At 57.6% G+C, this 22,096-nt stretch carries 15 protein-coding genes, 1 pseudogene and 2 riboswitches; of the genes and pseudogenes, 10 read left to right on the top strand and 6 right to left on the bottom strand.

The features are described 5' to 3' along the window. Positions 1 to 196: 196 nt before the first annotated feature. Positions 197 to 4,720 (bottom strand): glutamate synthase-related protein, encoded by a 4,524-nt coding sequence (locus tag GURA_RS02020; RefSeq protein WP_011937335.1) that lies wholly within the window; start codon positions 4,718 to 4,720, stop codon positions 197 to 199. Next, positions 4,701 to 4,805, bottom strand: coding sequence for a 50S ribosomal protein L32 (locus GURA_RS25245; protein WP_407639376.1), 105 nt, complete (start codon positions 4,803 to 4,805; stop codon positions 4,701 to 4,703). The genes GURA_RS02020 and GURA_RS25245 overlap by 20 nt, the downstream gene beginning before the upstream one ends. 32 nt (positions 4,806 to 4,837) lie before the next feature. On the opposite strand from GURA_RS25245, the gene GURA_RS02015 reads away from it, so the two are divergent. From GURA_RS02015 to GURA_RS01995, 5 genes are all read left to right on the top strand, one after another. Then, on the top strand, positions 4,838 to 5,422 hold the full coding sequence (locus GURA_RS02015) for a hypothetical protein (RefSeq protein ID WP_157046106.1): 585 nt from the start codon (positions 4,838 to 4,840) through the stop codon (positions 5,420 to 5,422). A gap of 172 nt (positions 5,423 to 5,594) precedes the next feature. Beyond that, positions 5,595 to 6,182 carry a DUF6036 family nucleotidyltransferase gene (locus GURA_RS02010; RefSeq protein ID WP_011937333.1) on the top strand — a complete coding sequence of 196 codons (588 nt, stop codon included), beginning with the start codon at positions 5,595 to 5,597 and terminating at the stop codon, positions 6,180 to 6,182. Beyond that, complete coding sequence (locus GURA_RS02005; protein WP_011937332.1) at positions 6,175 to 6,846, top strand: hypothetical protein; 672 nt, start codon at positions 6,175 to 6,177, stop codon at positions 6,844 to 6,846. Before GURA_RS02010 ends, GURA_RS02005 begins: the two co-directional genes overlap by 8 nt. Positions 6,847 to 6,992: 146 nt before the next feature. Continuing rightward, positions 6,993 to 7,072, top strand: a riboswitch (cyclic di-GMP riboswitch). A gap of 95 nt (positions 7,073 to 7,167) precedes the next feature. Then, entirely contained in the window at positions 7,168 to 8,322 is a 1,155-nt protein-coding gene (locus tag GURA_RS02000; RefSeq protein WP_041245670.1) for a hypothetical protein, read from the top strand. Positions 8,323 to 8,752: 430 nt separating this feature from the next. Continuing rightward, the gene (locus tag GURA_RS01995) at positions 8,753 to 9,166 is read left to right on the top strand and encodes a hypothetical protein (RefSeq protein WP_011937330.1); all 414 of its coding nucleotides are present in this window, start codon (positions 8,753 to 8,755) and stop codon (positions 9,164 to 9,166) included. Positions 9,167 to 9,235: 69 nt separating this feature from the next. Here GURA_RS01995 and GURA_RS01990 read toward each other — a convergent pair whose 3' ends face one another. The 3 genes and pseudogenes from GURA_RS01990 to GURA_RS24500 form a co-directional block, all read right to left on the bottom strand. Further along, positions 9,236 to 10,306, bottom strand: coding sequence for a hybrid sensor histidine kinase/response regulator (locus GURA_RS01990; RefSeq protein WP_011937329.1), 1,071 nt, complete (start codon positions 10,304 to 10,306; stop codon positions 9,236 to 9,238). 93 nt (positions 10,307 to 10,399) lie between these two features. Beyond that, positions 10,400 to 10,609 (bottom strand): annotated as a pseudogene (locus tag GURA_RS25240) (PAS domain S-box protein); the annotation flags it as partial. Then, complete coding sequence (locus GURA_RS24500) at positions 10,537 to 11,358, bottom strand: nuclear transport factor 2 family protein (RefSeq protein WP_011937328.1); 822 nt, start codon at positions 11,356 to 11,358, stop codon at positions 10,537 to 10,539. The gene GURA_RS24500 and the pseudogene GURA_RS25240, both read right to left, overlap by 73 nt. Positions 11,359 to 11,745: 387 nt before the next feature. Between GURA_RS24500 and GURA_RS01980 the strand changes: the two genes are divergently transcribed. The 5 genes from GURA_RS01980 to GURA_RS24040 all read left to right on the top strand — a co-directional run bounded on the left by GURA_RS01980 (position 11,746) and on the right by GURA_RS24040 (position 20,497). Next, on the top strand, positions 11,746 to 12,132 hold the full coding sequence (locus GURA_RS01980; RefSeq protein WP_041245217.1) for a hypothetical protein: 387 nt from the start codon (positions 11,746 to 11,748) through the stop codon (positions 12,130 to 12,132). 245 nt (positions 12,133 to 12,377) lie between these two features. Continuing rightward, positions 12,378 to 12,454: riboswitch (cyclic di-GMP riboswitch) on the top strand. A gap of 78 nt (positions 12,455 to 12,532) precedes the next feature. Next, positions 12,533 to 13,141: a hypothetical protein gene (locus GURA_RS01975; protein ID WP_011937326.1), complete on the top strand. Its 609-nt coding sequence runs from the start codon at positions 12,533 to 12,535 to the stop codon at positions 13,139 to 13,141. A gap of 719 nt (positions 13,142 to 13,860) precedes the next feature. Continuing rightward, positions 13,861 to 19,041 carry a S8 family serine peptidase gene (locus GURA_RS22565; RefSeq protein ID WP_011937325.1) on the top strand — a complete coding sequence of 1,727 codons (5,181 nt, stop codon included), beginning with the start codon at positions 13,861 to 13,863 and terminating at the stop codon, positions 19,039 to 19,041. 360 nt (positions 19,042 to 19,401) lie between these two features. Next, the gene (locus tag GURA_RS01965; RefSeq protein ID WP_011937324.1) at positions 19,402 to 20,082 is read left to right on the top strand and encodes a peroxiredoxin-like family protein; all 681 of its coding nucleotides are present in this window, start codon (positions 19,402 to 19,404) and stop codon (positions 20,080 to 20,082) included. Positions 20,083 to 20,335: 253 nt separating this feature from the next. Next, positions 20,336 to 20,497, top strand: coding sequence for a hypothetical protein (locus GURA_RS24040; RefSeq protein WP_157046105.1), 162 nt, complete (start codon positions 20,336 to 20,338; stop codon positions 20,495 to 20,497). A gap of 118 nt (positions 20,498 to 20,615) precedes the next feature. Here the strand turns inward: GURA_RS24040 and GURA_RS01960 are convergent, their stop codons facing one another. Beyond that, positions 20,616 to 21,929 carry a dicarboxylate/amino acid:cation symporter gene (locus GURA_RS01960; protein ID WP_011937323.1) on the bottom strand — a complete coding sequence of 438 codons (1,314 nt, stop codon included), beginning with the start codon at positions 21,927 to 21,929 and terminating at the stop codon, positions 20,616 to 20,618. Between the last annotated feature and the right edge of the window lie 167 nt (positions 21,930 to 22,096).

Genomic DNA, 22,096 nt, shown 5'->3' with positions numbered 1-22,096 from the left:
AAACCTTTGTAACCGCAAAGACGCTAAGAACGCGAAGGAAGTCGGAATCAAGAGGGTATTACCCTCTGCAATGGCTTAGCGCTTTTCTTGTCTCCTTTGCGTCTTGAGCGACTGAAGGGAGCGGGCGGTTCAATGGTGTCGATCCAGGGATCATCTGGCTTGGCTGAAGATCGACGCTTCAAGTTGATCTTTGTCTCTACTCCGTACTCTTCGGCGAGAGGACGACCTTTTCGGGAACGATCTTGACGAACCTGTTGCGGCAGGCGGCGATGATATTTCCCACCCGGTCTGCCTCCTCTTCCTGGTGGGAGTGGAGAAGCTCCCGGTGATAGGGGAGTAGAAGCTCCTCGATGCTTGCGACGTCCTCCTCTTCCAGGTCGCGGATCTCCACCCCGGCCCCCCTGGCGATGCGGCGGCGCAGGGCTTCGCGGGTCATTCCCATCCCGGTGTCCAGATGGCAGTAGACCGTTCCGCCGGTCATGCCGGAACAGATCCAGGGACCGGGATCGCCGAGAACCACGACCCGGCCGGCGGTCATGTATTCAAAGGCGAACCCCTTGAGATTGGCGCGTCCCGCCATGTTGCCGCAGGAATCGTCCAAGGGAGTGAGTATCCGCCCCCCCAGCACCACGTCCGCGCCGGAAAGGCGGATGCAGGCGCGGCTGTCGGCATCCCCCTGGACGATGAAAGAGCCCCCCTGGGCGCCGTAGGCGAGCCCCTTCCCCACAGAACCACCCACCCGCACGCCGTTCCGGTTTTCCCCCTTGAGGATGACGATTTTGCCGCCGCGGGCCGACTTCCCTACCCCGTCCTGGGCCCCGCCTTCGACGCGGATGTTGATGTGCGGAATATTGAAGGCAGCCAGACCGTTGCCGGGAATCGAATCGCGCTGGAAATGGAGCAGCGCCTTTTCCTCGCCACTCAACCGCCCATCCTGAAGGCCGCGCACCATGGCTCCCGCCAGATGGGTGCCGATGGCCCGGTCCGAGCTGGAAGCGTCGCTGTCATCGTAGCGCACCCGCTCCTCCCCTTCGGCAAAGGCTTCGCTGACCAGGTTGGAGATAAGCGAGGTGAGGTAGTTGAGCGGTTTGCGGATGATGCGCACCTTGCTCTCCACCCGGCCCGCTTCGCCGCTCCTGGCGGGCGCCAACAGGTCGGTCAGATCCAACTGATCAAGGCCGCGGTCCTGGAAGAGGAGGTCGGCCCGGCCGACCAGGTCCTGGGTCCGCTTGAAACCGAGCTTGGCGGTAAGGATGCGGATCTCCCGCGCCATGCCGCGGAAAAAAGTGGTTTCGTAGATGACGCCGTTTTCCAGCACCCGCGGCACGAAGCGCTTGAGCCCCTTTGCTTCGGCCTCCGCTGTTGTTTCGATCTGGGAGGCGATCCCCACATGGCAGGTGCCGAGATGACAGCCGCGGCAAACGGTGCAGCCGATGATGACCATGGCCATGGTGCCAAAGCCGACCCGGTTGGCGCCGAGGAGCATGAGCTTCAGCACGTCGCGGCCGGTGCGCGCCCCACCGTCCGCCCAGATCTCCACCTTGTGCCGCATGCCGGCCGCAACCAGCGCCCGGTGCGCCTCGGCTACGCCGATTTCGGCGGGAAGTCCGACGAACTTGATGGCGTGCCGCCGCGCCGCGCCGGTTCCGCCGTCATAGCCGCTGATGGTGATGATGTCCGCCCCGGCCTTGGCGATGCCGAGGGCAATGGTGGCGATGCCCGCCACGGCCGGGACCTTGACCGAGATGCGCGCCTGGGGATTGGCGGTGCGGAGCTCCTCGATGATCTGGGCCAGGTCTTCGATGGAATAGATGTCATGGTTGTTGGAGGGGGAGATGAGGCTCACTCCCGGTGTGGCGTGGCGGGCGGCGGCTATCTTCTCCGTCACCTTGAATCCGGGGAGGTGCCCCCCCTCTCCCGGCTTCGCCCCCTGCCCCACCTTGATCTCAAGGATGTTTGCCGAATTGAGGAACTCCATGTTGACGCCGAAACGACCGGAAGCGATCTGCTGGCCGCGGTTCTGCCGGTACCGGCCGAGCATGTCGGCAATCTCGCCCCCCTCGCCGTTCATGCAGACGATGTTGAGACGGCGGGCAGCCTCGGCATAGATGCGGAACGGCGTCTCCCCCTGGGAACCGAAGCTCATGGCCGAGAAGAGGATGGGGAGATCGTGTCCGCCGACCGTTGTATCCACCTCTTCCGGGTCGACAGTGAGTTCTTCCTGGAAGCGGAAGTCGATGAGATGGCGGATGGCCAGGGGATTTTCCCCCTCCAGCTGGCGGATCAGGCGCGACAGGTCGGCATAGGTCTCCTCCATCTTCGCCACGGCGCTCACCATTTTCCAGATGCGCGGATAGAGGCGGAACTGGACCGGCACCGGCTGTTTTTCCCGACTCCTCGCCACGCTGCTCCGGCCGCGGTTCTCCTCCTCGAGACGGACGAGGGTCAATCCCCCCTGGCCGGAGCCGCAGAAATTGGGGGTTTCGAAGATCTCCGCCAGGTGCCGGCAGAGGCCGATGGAGGCGAAGTACTTGCCGTACCCCCCTATTTCGTGGGTCCCCATGGTGGAGATGACCTTTTCCAGCCCCTTGACGAGGACCGAGAGGAGGTTTCTGACGCCATTCCCCTCTGCTTCGGCCAGCTCCCACATCAGGTAGGGGCAGAGTGCGTCGGCCCCCATGCCGAGGGCGAAGATCAGGTCGTGGAGGTTGCGCAAGGCCCCGGAACGCACCACCAGCGAGACGCGCCGGCGCAGTGACTCGCCGCTTGCCGCGGTTTCCTCCTTGAGCGCCTTGTGCAGGACCGCCACCACCAGGTAGGGGTCGAGAAAGCTCTTTCCCGGGCCGAAGGCTGCGCCGTCGTCGAGGATGAGGAGCCGTGCGCCGTTCCGCGCCGCGGACACCGCTTCACCCGTCAGGCGTTGCAGGGCCTCGTGGATCGATTCGCCCTTCTGCATGACAGAGGAGATGAGGCGGCTCCCCCTCCCCCTGAAGCGCCCCATGAGCGCTTCGATGGTACAGGTGCCGAACTCCCGGGCAAGGTCGGTATCGGACCCGACCCCGTCGCCACGCCGCCCGCCGGGCAGGAGGGGGACGGCGAGCTCGACCCCGGCCGCGACCGGGCCGGAAAGGGAGGGGCGGGAGCCGAGGTAAACGCGGATGGAGAAGTGTTCCGACTCCCGCTCGCGGTCGATGGCCGGATTGGTCACCACCGCCACCTGCTCCTTGAAGTAATCGGAGAGGTTCTGCCGGGAGAGGGAGAGCGCCGCCAGCGGCCCGTCGTAGCCGAGGGAGGCGATCGGGTCCTGGCCGCTCCTGGCCATTTCCCTCAGGCTCTGCACATCGGTGCTTTTCCAGGCCAGGGCGGACATGAGATTTTCCAGCAGGAGCTTGCGGCTCTTTCCCCACTCCCGTGAGGGTTCAGCCTCTCCCAGGCTATCTCCCCGGGCAAGGGACCGGGCATGGGCCGTCAAATTGGTCCGCTTGCGAAACCGACCGTAGATATCCTGGCGCAACTGGCTGTGGTCGAGCACCTGGACGCTTTTACCGGCCGCGACCATGATGCCTATCTTTTCCCCCGGGGCGAGCGGCTTCGGGTCCGCAAGGATTTCCTCGTGGGGGACGACCCCCAGTTCGGAGGAGACGAACAGCTCCTTCTCTGTCTCGCCGAACCAGAGCGGCCGAAGCCCCATGGCGTCGACGCTGAAGACGCACTGGCGCCGGTGCCGGGCGATGATCGCCGCCGGCCCTTGAGCCGAGGCGGTAAGGAAACGGCGGAACCAGTCGTACATGGATTGCAGTTCCGGAGACATCCGCTCCATCTCGCTGAAGATGGGGGGAAAGACCATTTCCATCGCCTCGAACAGGGTGAGACCGTAGCGGAACATGAGACCTTCCAGGGTCCGGTTGAGGTCCTGGGAATCGCTCCCCCCGGAGGGGAGGACAATGCCCAGCATCCGAGCCTCTTCGCGGAGGCGGGCGATGGTGTTGATCTCGCCGTTGTGGCCGAGAAGGGAAAAGGGCTGGGCGCGCAAAACCGTCGGCAGGGTGTTGGTCGAGTAGCGGCTATGGCCGATGGTGATGCTGGAGAGGAACTCGCGACGTTTCAATTCGGGATAATAGCGGGGGAGGAGTTCCGGCGCCCCGTGGACCTTGTAGGCGGCCACGTCCGTGGAAAGGGAGGCCACATGGACCGGGAAGTCCTCCTCTATGGCCACCTGGAGATCGAAGAGCAGTTCCGGTGCCTTGGCCGGTTCAGGGCAGAGGAGGGCTATCTGCCAGAAGAGCGGTTCCCCCTGGCGCGCGTTGGCCGAAAGGACCATGCTCCGCACCGGGCCGGGGCGTTCCACAAGGAGGCGGATGCCGGCGTCGCTGATACGACGGATGATTTTCTCCTGGAGCGCAGGGTCGGTCTCCAGCTCATTTTTCGGAATGAGCAGATGGCCGACGGCAAAGCCCGGGGCGTCGGCAAGCACGGGAGGATGTTCGGTCCCGGCCAGTATCTCCCGCCAGAGAAGGCGCGGGATGTCGGTCAGCACGCCGCAGCCGTCACCCTCACCGTTGATCTCGCCCGCCCGGTGCCCCATCTTGACCAGCGCATCGATGGTGCGCTGCAGGTTGCCGTGGGTCGGCTGCGCCGCCTTGTTTATGTAACAGATAATGGCACAGGCATCTCTTTCAACCGGCATCAGGCCTGAAGGATCAACGTCTTGATTTTTCACGGGGCTCTCCGCAGTTCGGGCAAATAGTAAGGGCTAACGACGCAAGGTTCCACCTTGTGTCCTTAGCCCTTCGTCTTGAGCCTATATATACCAGAGGTAAGAAAAAACGGCAACCCCGTGAAGCGCATTGTCAGGCAGGAAGCTATTCTACAGTTGCCCCATGACGGTAAATGCTATAATCTATTGCTCATGCATGTATTCAACTCGCTTTCATTTTTTCACTTCTGTGGCATCCTCCTCGTTCTTCTTTTAATAACACTGAATCACAGAAGCCGTGAATGCGGGATCTTCATCATAGGCATCTGGAATTTCATCGGGGTGGTCCTGCACGAAATCTGTCATCTTCTCGTTGGGCTGCTCCTTTTTGCAAGCCCCACCGGCTTTTCTCTTTTTCCGAAATCAGACGGTAACGGCAAATGGGTAATGGGTTCGGTCCGATTCAGAAAGCTGAACGCCATCAATTCACTGCCAATCGGCCTGGCGCCTTTGCTGTTGGTGGCAGTCGCCTTTATGGTGTATCGACATTGGAACAAATGGTTTGCGCCGAGCCTCGGCTCGATCTTGGGCCTCTATTTTGTCGTTTTCCTTTTGCTGTACGAATCGTTGCCTTCAGCGCAAGACCTTAAAGTGGCATTTAACTGGAAAAGCCTTTTTTTGTATGGCTTACTGGGGATAACCGTTTTCTTTGTTTGGAAGGCTTGAATCCGGATCAAAGCTCTTGTGGCAAATCATCAATTGCAAAGCCTGACAGGGTAGCGTTCTCCAAGTCCTTCAAAGGTGAAACAACACATCCCTTGACAAAACTACCTATTTTGTATAAAAATATACAATAGCTTGTATAAATCAATACAATTTATTGTATGATAAGGTACAAATGATATATAGGCTAGACAAAAACCAGCTTCTTGACATTCTGGAAGAATGGAACCGCTTCCTCAAGCGTAAAGTTCACCTGATTGCTTGCGGTGGAACTGCCATGACATTGCTGGGAGTCAAGCCATCGACAAAAGACGTCGATTTCATGACCCCCAACATACAAGAGTATGAGTACCTGACGAAACAGCTAAGGGTATTGGGCTATGAAGCAATGACCGGTTCCGGCTGGAAACGCTCCGGTGAAATATTCCAGTTCGACATCTTTCGCGGAAATTCCATTCACACGACGGGGTTGCTGGCATCTCCGCTGGAAAAAGGAAGGCATACAGTCTTCAAGGAATACTCATCCCTGTATATTGGCATTTTGAACGAGTATGATCTGATTTCCAGCAAGTTGATGCGTGGAACCAGGGTTGATTTTGAGGATTGTCTGAGCCTGGCTGAAGCCCGCATAGCACATATTAACATAGATAGGCTTGTCGAACACTTCTATGAAATGGTCAGCTATGACATTGCAGAAGACCGGCTGAAACCACACATTCAGCACTTCATTGAGTTACTGCGGGAGAAAGGCCTTTATGACTGACGAGAAACTTATGAAGAGCCTATCGAAGCTCGGATTTCCGATGTTTGAACCGAGTGAAGAACTGAATGTCAATGAAACTTTAGCGGAGGTTGTGAAGAGCCAAGACACCCGACTTTGGGAAGGATTCCCTGTGTTGCTGGCTAATGCCGCTGACAGCTATCAGTTTGCACCTGAACTGGTTGAGCAACTGTTGCCTGGCAGGGAAGACAAAGATCACTTCCACCGGCTATTGCTTTTGTCCTCGTCTCTGTATTCGTTCTATCACCTGACATTTACATGGTCGAGCAAGCTTAAGAAAAACCTCTCCAGCGAAGACAAATCACTGGTTAAAAAATGGAGAAACTGCCTTGCTCACAATCAAGCACTAGCCTGGGACGATGTAAAGCTCGACCCGGAACGACTGAAAGGATTGTTTGAACTCTATTTTGAACAGAACGTAGATAAGACCAGGCGGCGCAAAGAAAAGTACGAAGAATTTTCTCTAGCCTATGCACTGTCGCAGGTGTTTTCGCCGAAACAGAAAGAATTGTTCAAGAAGAAACTCGAAGGCCTCCCTCTGACAAAGACCGAACAGGAGTATTATTCCCGTTCGGTTAAGAAAAAAGTGGTTGCGCTGGCAAATTCAGAATTACACAGTTTGGCCCGGAAGTTGTTGGAGCAATAATTAGTATGCTGTTCCCAGAATTCGGTGACCATTCCCGGCAGTACCGCAACCCCACGCGCTCGTGCATCTGCGCGGGAAATGCAACCTTGACAGCGGGAGGGGCGGCGATACAATTGCCACTATATTGTAATATTTTCTAATTCGCCTCACGATAAAGCCGAACCCTCCGCAAGAAGGGGGCGGAAAGTCGCGGGTCTTCGCAGTGGAAGACGGCCGGACTGCCGAAGGAGAACCTTCGGTATGTGCGGCCGTTTGCGTTTCCGGGGTGCGTGGATCGTCCCGATGCCTCCGAACAGAGAAGACGGCCGTGGAGAAAATAACATGGAACCAAAGAACTCCATTGCAGAGGTCCGTGGGATCATGCTGGACTATGCGGCTCTCACCGGGGTTTCCCCCCCAGGGAAAACACCGCGGCGTTATCTCTGGACGGATGCCTTCGCCCTCTGCAACCTGCTGGAGCTGTTCCGCCAGACCAATGACGGGGAGTGGCTGGATCTCGCCCTCCGTCTCGTGGACCAGGTACATCACATCCTCGGCCGCCACCGCAGCGACGATCCCCGCAACGGCTGGATCAGCGGACTGGACGAAGCCGAGGGGGAATCGCACCCGACCCGCGGCGGCCTGCGGATCGGCAAGAGGCTGAACGAACGCGGGCCCGGCGAGCCACCCGACGAGCCTCTGGAATGGGAACAGGACGGGCAGTACTTCCACTACCTGACCAAATGGATGCATGCGCTTAGCCGCATGAGCCGGGTCACCGGTGTTGCGACCTACGCCGGGTGGGCCATGGAACTGGCGCAGACGGCGCATGCCGCCTTCGTCCCTGCTTCCCGGAGTGGAGCAAAGCGGATGTACTGGAAAATGAGCATCGACCTCAGCCGGCCACTCGTCCCCTCCATGGGGCAGCACGACCCCCTCGACGGCTACGTCACCTACTGCGAGCTGCAGGCCTCGGCCGCAGCGCCCGGCCTGTCGCTCCAGTTCGATCTCAAGGCCGAGATCGCCGATATGGCCGCCATCTGCCGGGGGAAGGAATGGTCAACGGACGATCCGCTCGGTATCGGCGGCCTTTTGTGGGACGCATGGCGGATCGCGCAGCTGACGGACATGGGGGGCTTCAGGGACACGTCCCTTTTGGAGTCCATTGTCGATGCGGCCCTGGCAGGGTTGCAGGCCTTCGCGGAGGGCAATCCCCTCAAATATCCTGCCGCATACCGTCTGGCCTTCCGCGAGCTGGGGCTCTCGATCGGGCTGAAGGTGATTGTGCCGCTACGAGGTTGGTCGGAGAAGAATCTGGAAAACCCACTGCTACGGAAGATCGAAGCGCTCGCGGGGTACCTGTCGCTTGCGGAGGAAATCGAGGGTTTCTGGCTGGAGTGGAGAAACAGGGAGACCGAAACATGGCGGGAACACCGGGAGATCAACATGGTGATGCTCGCCACCAGTCTTGCTCCAAACGGATTTCTGTCGATTTAAGGTATCCGGCCACATGGGTCGGAAATGCCAGCCTTACCGGCCCCTTCGGCATACGTGAAACCAACAGCCCCTCGTCCAGCAACTTGGCAAACAGCATCCGGCCGGCCCGCTCAGCCATTCCGGAAACCCGAATCATGTCACCCTGCGCCGCAGCAGGGCCTCCTGAAACATGTAGGCAGCCTCCGGCTTGAGGGTCGGATGTCCCAACTTCTGCCTATGTTAATAAAGCATCAATATCATGCATAACTATCTATCACATAAGGCATTATCTATCAAAATAAAGTCCGTTTTGTAACAAGCCTGCCGATTATAATGCCGATTATTTTGCCGACGTTGCAAGCGGCGCCGCGGGATTTTCGTCAGCACCGGTTTACATCGCCCCCTCCGGTGCTATTCTATATGGTATATGCCGACGAAAAGGAGAGAAGGTATGCGAGGCGCACTGACTGTCGTTCTGGTCCTGCTGACCGCCATCATGCTGATGGGCATGGGTAGCCTGGGCGGCACCCCGGAGGGGACGGTCCCCAAAACGGAAGAGAACATCAAGGCTCAGATTATCGACCGCTCGGGAGTGACGACCGACTTGAGCCGGTTTTCCATGGACGGCAATGTCTTTTTCGAAGGGCAACGGGGGGAAGGGCGCATGAGCGTTTTCTTCCGCGACCTTAAGGAACTAAGCTTCGGCCCGGTGAGCGGCAACGAGGCACCGGCCGACCTGCTGCTAAAATCGGGGAGCCGCCTCCAGCTCAAGGTGAACAAAAGCGCCGTCTTTTACGGCGATACGGGGGTAGGAGCCTACCGGATCTCGGCGAGCGACGTCAGCCGGATCGTTTTTCGCAAATGAAACCGAACGCATCCCCATCGACACGAATAGCCCCACGTCACACATCTCCAAAACCGCTGGAGATAATGATCAGATTCGTTGTCCAGGAGCCTGTCGCGTAGACAACTTCGAGCTCAGCAGTTGCCCGAATTCCGTCATGTTGTAAGGCTTCGCTATCGCACCATTGAAACCATAGGCACTGTAGTCAGCCATGACCGGATCATTTGAATAGCCGCTGGACACAATCAGGCACGCCTTCGGATCGATGTCCAGAATCTGCTGTGCTGCCTCCTTTCCTCCCATGCCTCCCGGTATGGTCAGATCCATGATAACTGCAGAAAAGGGCACCCCTGATTCCCTTGCAGCTTTATATTGCACTATTGCCTCTGCGCCATTCTCACATGCTGTCGCCTGATATCCCAGATATTCCAACATTTCAGTCGTTATATCCCGGATAAACTCCTCGTCATCCATGACAAGAATGGAACCGCCCGTATGAGCATCGGCAGACTGCGCGACAGAGTCGGTTTGATGTGTAGAATATGTCTCGCCGATTGATGGCAGATGGATTGTGAAGGTTGTACCTTTACCCGGTACTGAACTGACGCCGATATGGCCGCCATGCCTGTTTACTATCGAGTGGGCCGAAGCGAGCCCAAGCCCGCTTCCAGACGACTTGGTCGTGAAGTAGGGGTTGAATACCTTATTCAGATCACCATCCGGTATCCCGCACCCCTGATCGGCGAATGACAGCCTGACATATCTGCCGCCCGGAAGGTTCATGGTGTTTGCACTGTCCAGAGACGCGTTCCGTGCGGTGACGGTCAGAGTCCCGCCATCCGGCATCGCCTGCGTGGCGTTGATGATGATGTTGTGGAATACCTGGCTCATCTGCCCTTCGTCCGCTTCGATGGCGTGGATCGAGTCGGGGATTTCGATAGTTCCCTTGACGTTTGAGCCACTCAGAACAAGCGAGACGGTTTCATTCACAAGCTGCAGGAGTGAAACCAGTTTCTTGACCGGTTCGCCACCGCGGGCAAAGGTCAGGAGTTGATGGGCGAGTTCTCCGGCCCTTACCGATGCTTTTTCGGCTTCAGCCAGTGGCTTATACGACTTGTGGCTGGCATCCAGGAACATCTGCGCAAAGGATACGTTTCCCATGATTCCGGTCAGTATGTTGTTGAAATCGTGGGCAATGCCTCCGGCGAGGGCACCCAGGGATTCCAGCTGTTCGATTTTCAGCAGTTCTTTTTCGCGCTCCTTGCGTTCGGTTATTTCCCTGGTTATACCGTGGTACCCGGTAATTTTGCCGTACGCGTCACGCTCGGGAGTTGAGTTTATTTCCGCCCATAACCATCTGCCGTCCTTGCAGCGGTGCTGTGCTTCGAAGGTTAAGGTGCCTGTCCGCGTTCCGTTCCGTTCTGTTCGGCCTCCTGCCGCTGTAGGGCTGTTTTCTTGAGAGATGCGATCCCTTCTTCGTCAAAGATTTCGAAAACATGGTGGCCGATCACTTCCTCGGCCCTGTAGCCGCGCAGGCGCTCGTCCGCCGGGCTGATATAGGTGAAACGATAATCGCTGTCTATCTTCCAGACCACATCGGATGCATCCTCTGTCAACAGTCGGTAGTAGGTCTCGCTCTGCCGCAGCGCCTCCTCGGCCTGCTTGTGCCCTGCAATCTCTCTCGCCAGTTCTTCATTTGTTCTTAACAGCTTATCGTTTGCCTCGGAAAGCTGAATCGTCCGTTCGGCGACCAGCTCTTCCAGGTACTGGTTACGCTCCACCAGTTCCTTCATGGGATAGACTTCGCCTTCACGAACCAGGTAGTAGGGAATGGAAATACTGCTGTGCGAGATTTTCCAGCCCGCGGATTCCTTGCGGAAAATCAGCACCAGGCGGGCTGTCTCTCGTGACAGGATGTGGTCTTCGATCGGCAGGTGAATGGTGAAGAAGCTGGTCGCGACGGCGATCGTATCGGCCAGTGACTGGATGGCCAGGTCCTTGAGTTCGATATGGATCGGATCTTTGACCTTGGCGAAGTCCTGGCGGGTAATCGCGACCCATTCTTCCCTGTCTTTGACCAGAAAATCCCCGCCTCCGGTAAAGCCGGAAAAGTCCTCGCTGAAATACGTGGTGAGCCGATCATCGCGGGATGAATACATCCGCAGGTAGTCGTCAAACAGTTGCCGGATTTTCTGATAGTCACTTGCATCCATTGAACGGGACCTGTTTATCAGGGTTAGGGGATAGGTAAAATTAAGGCACAAAACGGGCGAAATTGATTGAGTCGAGCATACCGGTTTCTCCGGCCCTGTCAATATTGATAGCCGGTTTTTTGGGTGGCCGACCAATGACATGAATGCATCATATGCGCGACAGGTATTACAATAGTAGGTATTACAATAGTTTTACTCGGCAAGCGGAACAAATGGGTTACACTCGCGTAACAGACAAACAACAACCATTAGTATCAACCGCGTGCGAGGATAAGACGGAAAGCCCAGAGGGTCTGGGAAGAGAAGCCGGGTTGCCGAAAGATCTCAACGGAATTTGCGAGCCGGCTTTGTTTGCCGGCACAACAGGCATCGGATGGAGAAAGTCCGGTGAAAGTGGGAAAAATGGCAGATTTACAGAGAAGAACGATTGGTCCGTATTTGAATCGCGTCACGATGATCGTGGCAATCACCTTCCTCCTGGTCCCGCAAGGAGCTTTTTCAGAGAACATTAAACTGTTTCCAGTTGTTGCGACGGGAAATCCCGAGGCTAGGCACGAGGCTAAACAGGATGAAAAAGCTAAGGGGAAACATTTGGCTCTGGGTGCGGATGATGACGGAAATGTGATGATTCGCTATGGTAGACTTTCCCTCACCATGATCTACGGTCCGGACGAAAGCGCCAGCGAGCTCAGAGAGCGGGCCGGGTTAGTTCCTCCGATTAAAGAGTCAATCGGTCTGGGCGAAGTCAGCTGCAAGCTCGGCTTCACATTCTGACCAATCGTCCTTTCCTTGCGATTGAGTAATCAGCATAACGAGAAACCGCTGCAAATAATTTCACCTTCCATACCTATACCCGAGAAGAGGTAATCCATGGAGGATTTGAGCCACCCTCCGGGAGGGATCAGCCCGCCGACATCAGAATTGCCCATTGAATTCAACCCCTTAATTAATTAGCCGCACCTGGCACGGTATCTGCTCATACGAGAGTATAAAAGTTGGATCGAACTTCGCTTCGAGATACGCGATACTACTAAACCACCCGCGAGGGTGGGGCGGAAAGCCCACAGGGTCTTTAAAAGACAGCCGGGTTGCCGAACTATCTCAGGATATTCTGCCCCGGCTTTTTTGCGTCCCCGTTCATCGGGAAACCCTGTGTCAAAGAAAGGAGAAGCGTATGCGAAGCATTCTTGTAAGCATGGTAGTTGCGGCAGTCGCGGCAGCAGGCCCTGCCCAGGCAGCAAACGTCGGTTTCAACGTCGGGATCAACATCGGCAATCTGCCGCGGGTGTATGCATCTGCACCCACAGTCTATGTCCCCGTCTCGGCACCCGTTTACGCCCCACCCCCTCCCCCCGTCTATGCCCCGGCCCCGCCACCCGTGGTGATCGAAGAGCGGCCGGAATTCGTCCGGCTCCCGGAGTTGGGTTTTTTCGCGGCGGTCGGCGTCCCCTACGACCTCTTCTACGTTTCCGGTCGCTATTACCTCACTCGCGGCAATACCTGGTACAGTGCGCCTTCCCATAACGGCCCCTGGGTGACGGCCAGTTACCGGAGTCTCCCATGGGGGCTCCGCAGGTACCCCTTTGAGCGTGTCCGCTACTACCGGGACGCGGAGTACAGGCGGCACTGTGATGACGGGGACTGGGGGAGGCATGGCCGGCCGGCCGGAGAGTGGCGCGAGCGACGTCGGCACGACAATGAACGGTGGAAAGAGGCGCGAAGGTCGGAAAAAGATTACTCCAGGCAGGACAGGGGAAGATGGCGCAACGACGATGACGACTGACGGCGGGCTTTCCGCCCCCGCTTGAGATGAAAAAAAGGCCGTCCCTCGACAAGGGAACGGCCTTTTTTCGCATGCAGGGCACCCCGCCATAGCCAGTACTCCTCCCTTCACCCGCTGACCAAACCGGCCTTTAATGGTCAGCAGAACGTTCTTCTGAAGCGTCAAAGACTCCTCAAACTCCAAAATACGTAGTCATGTAATCTAAAATACGCACATTTTTACACCATTCTGCGTATTGCACACAATCGAGCATCCATCTAAATTAGATAATAACCATGGCAGAGGGCAGCAGCCGCATGCCTCATTGCTGGATTCTATCAGTTAAATATGCGTAGTGGCGGGAGATCGTGGGCAGAAAAACGCACGATCCCGCCAATATGTCGACATGAGCCGCTAACAGGTCCCGATCGCGGCGACTTGGCTCTCCCGCAGGAATTGTCCCTCGTTTGAAAAGCGCATTTCCTCCCCGATAAAATACTCCCCTAAAATACGCCGGACAGCGTATTGCCCTCCCCCTGAAATGCTTTAAAGGTTGTATTGCAAAGTTTTTATTTAAAACAACTAATCAGACAAGGGGAGAGACCTTTGAGCTTGCCGGAAAAAAGCACACGAGAAGCGATCGATCCAAATAGTGCCAGGAGAAGGAATGTCATCGATTGCCGGAGAAGGTCTCCGGTAATCGGCCATCGCAACGAACCTCAACCAGGAAGGAGGATGCCATGTGCGGCCAGATCAAGAGATGCGCCTCGCTATCGGTCTTCTTCATCGTTCTGCTGTATCTGGGAGGAAGCCCAGCCTGGGCGAAAGAGTTTTCGAAGCACAAGGTGCAGATCAATGGGATTGTCATAGACGTGAAGGGGAAGGAACCGGCGGTGCCGGAGATCCTGGAACCCAGAGTGGACAAGGGCCGACGCAAGTGGGTCGTCCAGTTTACCGGGCCGATTCACGAGGAGGAAAAAGCGAAAGTGGAGGAGCTGGGGTGCCGGCTTCTCGATTACCTCCCCGATTTTGCCTTTCTGGCAACCATGGATGACACTGCGAAAAAAGCCGTGAAGAAACTTCCGTACATCGAGGGAGTGGTCCGTTTCAAACCGGCCCACAAGCTTCGCGAAAAGCTCCGGGAGAAGGCGACTGCCCGGCCATCGGGCGAGAAGATCAGGATCCACCTGAGGCTCGATGACCCTGCCAACGTGCGCGACGTGCTGGCCGTGGTGCAGCAGATGGAGGGAGATGTTCTCGACGTGGGCCGCGATACACTCCGGGTGGCTGTCGACACAACGTCCATTGCAAAGCTTGCGGCTATCGAGGAAGTAAGCTGGATTGACGAGCACTTCGACATGCAGCTTTTCAATGATACGACGCGTTGGGTGATCCAGACCGACATCCCCGATAACACGGAGATATGGGACCAGAAGATCCACGGCGAGGGCCAGATCATAGGTATCGGCGATACCGGGCTCGACTACGACATGCCATGGTTCCGTGACCCGGCCGGGGCGCCGATCGGCACGGGGCACCGGAAGATTGTCGGCTACGACACGACCTACGGCGACGACTACGATGCCAGCACCCCGGGCCACGGGACTCACGTTACGGACACGGTGGCAGGCGACCGCACGCCGGTGGACGGACTCTCCAATGCCAACGGCATGGCGCCCAAGGCCCGGGTTTTCATACAGGATCTGACGCCGGGAGGAAGCAACGCAGTCTATCCCCCCGATGACCTGGGGCTCATGTTCACTGCCGCTTACAACGTCGGGGCTCGTTTCCACACTAACAGCTGGGGAAACGACGACGGGTCCTACAGTTCCTTCGCGGCGAGCGCCGACCGCTTCCTGTGGGAACACAAGGAATTCCTTGCTTTGTTCGCCAACGGCAACGCCGGGCCGGGGTTATCCACGGTCGGCAACCCGGCGACCGCCAAGAATGTCATCAGCGTCGGTGCCACCTATAACGGCAGCAGTGCCGAGAACATGGCTTCGTTCAGCAGTAACGGCCCAACCGCTGACGGTCGGATCAAGCCGACGGTGACCGCACCCGGCTATGGCATCATCTCCGCCGATTCTGACGGCTTGAAAGACAGTTCCAACAACGGCACGCTCGGCATGAGCGGCACATCCATGGCCACGCCGGCCGTAGCCGGAGCTGCTGCGCTGGTCCGTCAGTATTTCATCGACGGCTTCCACCCCTTGGGCATCGCCACCCCGATCAATGCGTTCACCCCTTCGGCCGCCCTGGTCAAGGCGGTGGTTGTCAACAGCGCCCAGAACATGACCGGAACCGGCACCGGTGGCCCGATCCCCGCCACCGGCCAGGGTTGGGGAAGGATCAATCTCGCCAACGCGCTCCCCTTTGCCGGGGAGGCCGGGAGACTTGCAGTGGTGGACGAGGGGGGCGGACTTGGGACGGACAAGAACTGGAGCAGGCAGTTCCTGGTGCCGGGCGGGCAGCCCTTCAAGGTAACCCTGGTCTGGACCGACTACCCAGGGACCATCGGCGCGGTAAAAGCAATAGTTAACGACCTCGACCTGGCGGTGAGTACCCCCGACGGAACGGTTCTGACGGGAAATGCCTTTACCAACGGCGAATCGTTTGCCGGCGGCACTCCTGATCGGCTCAACGTCGAGGAGCAGGTCCTGGTCCAGGCACCGGTTCCCGGAATATACACGGTCTCCGTCACAGGCTACAACGTTCCCTACGCTCCACAACCCTTTGCCCTCGCCATCACCGGGGCTTCGGGGGTAACATCCCGGGGAACGATCAGCCTCGACAGGCAGAGGTACAATTCCAGCAGCACTCTCCAGATACAGATAGCCGACCGTGATCTGAACAGTGATCCGACCAAGGTGGAGCAGGTGCCGATACTCGTTGTCAGCACTGCAGAATCGTCCGGGGAGACGGTCGTCCTCACCGAATCCGCCCCGAATATCGCCATTTTTTCCGGAAGCATTCCTATTGCAGCCGCACCGGTCGTTCCCGGCGACGGCCGGCTCCAGGGTGCCGACGGCGATACCATCACTGCCATCTACCATGATGCCAACGACGGCTCGGGGAAATCGGCAACGGTAACAGCCGCAGCTTTTGTGGACAATGTCCCGCCGGCCATCTCGAACCTCGCCGTCACCGGCATCACCGACACTGCGGCGACCATTACCTGGACCACCAACGAACCGGCAAACTCGGTGCTTAATTACGGCGACACCCCGGCCATGGGAGGGGTGTCCGCCGACAAGAAGCTGGCAACAGAACACAGCATGCGCCTCACCGCCTTGCTGGAAGCAGCGACTTACCATGTTGCGGCAAAATCCACCGATGAAGCGGGAAATACGGCTGGCAGCAGTGCCATCTTATTTACGACGTTGAACCTCCCCCCATCCCTGACCGTTACTTCCTCAGAGGGAAGCACGACCTACCAGCCCTCCACCGTCATCACCGGAGTGTGTACCGATCCATCGGGGGTGAGCTCGGTGACGATCAACGGAACCGTGGCCAACTACCGGCCAAGCGACGGCTACTACAGTCTTCCAGTGGCTTTGCAAGTGGGGGACAACGGTTTCACGGTAGCGGCGACCGATACCCTTGGCAAGACGACATCCCTCACCATCACGGTCACGCGTCTCCAACCATCCGATCTGTTCGTGCAGAGTGTTGCAGGGCCGCCCTCCGCCGTCCAGGGGAGCACGATCACGATCACTGATACTGTCTGCAATGGCGGTCCGGGCGATGCCACGGGATTTTCGGTCGGATTCTACCTCTCCAGCGACCAGAACCTCTCTTCAGATGACATGCTGATCGGCAGCCGGAACGTGGCGTCTATCGCAGCCGGAACCTGCCCCAGTGGGACAACCCGGGCACCCATTCCCCCTACAGCGCCCGGCGGATCCCTGTACCTTATTGCCTGCGCTGATTACACGAATCGGCTGGTTGAAACAAACAAGAACAACAATACCCTTGCCGGAAATCAGATTACATTGCCTAATCCCCAACTTGCCCCCCCCTCCTCGATCAACGTGCCGGCAGGCAATACCACGGGGAGTTTCCAGGTAAGCTGGAGCCCCAGCAACGTTAGCGGGGTAACCTACGTTCTGGAGTACAGCAAGGACAACGGCGCCTACACCTCCGCCTACAACGGAACCTACACCTGGGCGAACCTTACTGTCCCCGCCAGCGGGACATACACCTTCAGGGTGAAGGCGGCCAAGACGGGTTACACAGACAGCGCCTACTCGGCAACCAGAAGCTGCTCGGTAACATTGATCTGCGGCGCCCCCGCCTCGATCAGCGTGCCGTCAGGCAATACCACGGGGAGTTTCCAGGTAAGCTGGAGCCCCAGCAATGTTAGCGGGGTGACCTACGTTCTGGAGTACAGCAAGGACAACGGCGCCTACACCTCCGCCTACAACGGAACCTACACCTGGGCGAACCTTACTGTCCCCGCCAGCGGGACATACACCTTCAGGGTGAAGGCGGCCAAGACGGGTTACACAGACAGCGCCTACTCGGCAACCAAAAGCTGCTCGGTAACATTGATCTGCGGCGCCCCCGCCTCGATCAGCGTGCCGTCAGGCAATACCACGGGGAGTTTCCAGGTAAGCTGGAGCCCCAGCAATGTTAGCGGGGTGACCTACGTTCTGGAGTACAGCAAGGACAACGGCGCCTACACCTCCGCCTACAAAGGGACCTACACCTGGGCGAACCTTACTGTCCCCGCCAGCGGAACGTACACCTTCAGGGTGAAGGCGGCCAAGACGGGTTACACAGACAGCGCCTACTCGGCAACCAAAAGCTGCTCGGTAATATTGATCTGCGGCGCCCCCGCCTCGATCAGCGTGCCGTCAGGCAATACCACGGGGAGTTTCCAGGTAAGCTGGAGCCCCAGCAATGTTAGCGGGGTGACCTACGTTCTGGAGTACAGCAAGGACAACGGCGCCTACACCTCCGCCTACAACGGAACCTACACCTGGGCGAACCTTACTGTCCCCGCCAGCGGAACGTACACCTTCAGGGTGAAGGCGGCCAAGACGGGTTACACAGACAGCGCCTACTCGGCAACCAAAAGCTGCTCGGTAACATTGATCTGCGGCGCCCCCGCCTCGATCAGCGTGCCGTCAGGCAATACCACGGGGAGTTTCCAGGTAAGCTGGAGCCCCAGCAATGTCAGCGGGGTGACCTACGTTCTGGAGTACAGCAAGGACAACGGCGCCTACACCTCCGCCTACAGCGGGACCTACACCTGGGCGAACCTTACCGTCCCCGCCAGCGGGACGTATACCTTCAGGGTGAAGGCGGCCAAGACGGGTTACACAGACAGCGCCTACTCGGCAACCAAAAGCTGCTCGGTAACATTGATCTGCGGCGCCCCCGCCTCGATCAGCGTGCCGTCAGGCAATACCACGGGGAGTTTCCAGGTAAGCTGGAGCCCCAGCAATGTCAGCGGGGTGACCTACGTTCTGGAGTACAGCAAGGACAACGGCGCCTACACCTCCGCCTACAAAGGGACCTACACCTGGGCGAACCTTACTGTCCCCGCCAGCGGGACATACACCTTCAGGGTGAAGGCGGCCAAGACGGGTTACACCGACAGCGCCTACTCGGCAACCAAAAGCTGCTCGGTAACATTGATCTGCGGCGCCCCCGCCTCGATCAGCGTGCCGGCGAGCAGCACCACGGGGAGTTTCCAGGTAAGCTGGAGCCGCAGCAATGTTAGCGGGGTGACCTACGTTCTGGAGTACAGCAAGGACAACGGCGCCTATACCTCCGCCTTCAGAGGGCCTTACACCTGGGCGAATCTCACTGTCCCAGCAAGAGGAACGTACACCTTCAGGGTGAAGGCGACCAAGACAGGTTACGCCGACAGTGCCTGGAAAGTGTCAAGCAGCATTGTGGTAAACCGCAAATGACCTGTCCCGGATGTATTACATATGGAGGCGACCATTAAACCGAGCCGGACTGACAAAGTCCCCGCGCCTTTTGGCGGGGACTTTTTATCGCTGTGCAGGACATCCTTTTTACCTTCGTCGGCGGATGCCGCTATTGCCAGCCGGAGAGCAGGGTATATAATTGGTGTAATCTCCACAAACTAGGAGCCCGTCGGACTTAGGGAATCGTAACGAGAGAATGGCAAATCGAGGACAGATTTTCGGAAATTTGAGAGCTAATAGTGGACCTATTCGTCGAAAATTTCCGGGAATATGGACCGATTTTCCGTTCTCGCAGTAGATTCATTCCTAAGTCCGACAGGCTCCTAGGGGGTAGTTATCGTGACAACCGGGCAAGAAGGAATCAATCCGGAATTGCAAGCTGAATTGCAAAGGCTCCAGGATGAAAATCTTGCGAAACTCCCCCCGGATACGGTGGCGGCCATGCGCAAGGCGACCATGGAGCTGGTGCAATCCGGTATTGCCGACCGGGCGCTGAAACCGGGAGAAAAGGCGCCCGATTTCTCCCTCCCCAATGCCGTCGGCAAAGAGGTGCAGCTCCATGGCTTGCTGAACGCCGGGCCGGTGGTGGCAACATTCTACCGGGGAGCGTGGTGACCATACTGTAGCCTGCAGTTGCGGGCTTACCAGAAGATCCTCCCTCAGATCCTGACACTCGGCGCTACGCTTGTGGCCATCTCTCCGCAGACCCCGGACCGATCCCAGGCGACCCTGTTAAAGAACTTCCTCGAATACGAGGTGCTGAGCGATCTCGGGAACAAGGTCGCCCGGCAATTCGGCCTCGTCTATCCCATTGCCGAAGAGATGCGCTCCATTTATCAAGGCTTCGGCGTCCATCTGCCCGAGTACAACGGTGATGAATCCTGGGAACTGCCGCTCCCCGGAACGTTCGTCATCGACCGGAAGGCGACGATCCGCCTCGCCTTTGTCAATGCGGACTACACCAACCGCCTTGAGCCCGCAGCCATCCTCGACTCGCTACAGCAATTGCAAAGGGTTTAGGAAGTATTTTCATCCTCTCTACGGCCCGTCTCTGCAATCAATCAGCCATCCGTCCGGCTGAAGCAGTCATCTCCCAGCACCCCCCTGCCTTTAAGCATCTGCACCGGCGCAATTTTAAAGTATTTTCCCGCTGGACCGATACGGTATACATGCCATATCGGTCCATTTTTTCAGCAATTTGCGGTCTGCCCTGCCTGTTATCAGTGCCGTCGAATGGCGTTTCCAGCAGCGGGACCATCACATGGGGGGAGTTATGAACTATGAAACCGTAGCGCCCAAATTTATCAGTGTCATGATTTTCTGGTCGTTCTTTATCCTCATCATCTGTTTCAGCATGGTAACGCGGGTGACGGACAAATGCCGCTGGTACCTTCGCTACGCCCGGGTCTCTGCCCGTGCCTACCGGCGGAGATGAGCGCCCCCCCCCGGCAAACTATCCGCCTGCCCGACATGAAATGAACCTCCCCTGAAACGATAAGGGCCGCTTCCAATCCGAAAGCGGCCCTCTTTTCCCCTGGATGATCGTTGCGCGGTCAGTCTGCTACCGGTTCCGCATCATCGAACACCGGTTCTTCGTCGTCAGCCACATCTTCGACCTCGCCGTTCAACACCCGCTGCATCTGTTCCTCGTTCAGTTCGTTCTCCCATTTTGAAACGACCACCGTCGCAATGCCGTTGCCGACGAGGTTGGTAAGGGCGCGTGCTTCGGACATGAAGCGATCGATGCCGAGGATGAGCGCCAGGCCGGCAACCGGTATGGTGGGGATTGCGGCAAAGGTGGCCGCCAGGGTGACGAAGCCGCTGCCGGTAACGCCGGCAGCCCCCTTGGAAGTCAGGAGCAGGACAAAGAGAATGGTCAGCTTCTGCGTCCAGGTAAGGTGAGTGTTGGTTGCCTGGGCAACGAAAATCGCCGCCATGGTCAGATATATCGAAGTGCCGTCAAGGTTGAACGAATAACCGGTCGGGATCACCAGCCCGACCACCGACTTGGTGCAGCCGAGTTTTTCCAGCTTGGCCATCATGCGGGGCAGCGCCGACTCGGACGACGAAGTTCCGAGGACGATGAGCAGTTCCTCCCGGATGTATCGGATGAACTTGAAGATGTTGAAGCCGCATATGCGGGCGATGGTGCCCAGGACAACGAAGACGAAGAGCAGACAGGTCAGGTAAAAGCTCCCCATCAGCAAGCCTAGCTGGGAAAGCGAACCGATGCCGAATTTGCCGATGGTAAAGGCCATGGCACCGAAGGCGCCGATCGGCGCTGCCTTCATGATAACGCCGACAATGCCGAACAGCACGTGGGACAGCTGGTCGATGAACCGGTAGATTCCTTTTCCCCTCGCGCCTAAAGCGGAGAGGGCAAAGCCGAACATGACGGCAAAGAGAAGCACCTGGAGAATATCACCCTTTGCAAAGGCGTCGACGACGCTGCTGGGAATGATGTTCAGCAGGAAATCGGTCACACCGTGCGACTTTGCCGCCGACGTATAGGCATTCAAGGCCTTGGTGTCCAATGTGGCCACATTGGCGTTGAAGCCGACACCCGGTTCGATGACGCTCACCACGAGGAGGCCGATGCCCAAGGCAAAGGTGGTCACCACCTCGAAATACAGAAGCGCCTTGGCGCCGACACGGCCGACCTTCTTCATGTCCTCCATCCCGGCAATGCCCGTTACCACCGTGCAGAAAATGATCGGGGCGATGATCATCTTGATCAGCTTGATAAAACCGTCACCTAGCGGTTTCATTGCGACGCCGGTTTCGGGGTAAAAATTCCCCAGCAGCATACCTACCGTAATGGCAAGTAAAACCTGGAAGTACAAATGTTGATAAAACTTTTTTTTCATGTCCGACTCCTCTCGTAATCCTTAAATTTAATTTGCTCATGCAAGCGCTGGCAAATGAAAATACAATACTGTTCTACTTAGCAACAGCAGTGCCATATCGTATACACGATGCAACACGCTGATATTCAACGGTTTTACCAAGGCAACCATCTGGAGGAATGGACAAA

It is taken from the genome of Geotalea uraniireducens Rf4 (genome assembly GCF_000016745.1).
Classification (GTDB): Bacteria; Desulfobacterota; Desulfuromonadia; order Geobacterales; family Geobacteraceae; genus Geotalea; species Geotalea uraniireducens.
Note: the sequence above shows the minus strand (reverse complement) of the source record. Positions and strands in the feature narration are given on the sequence as shown.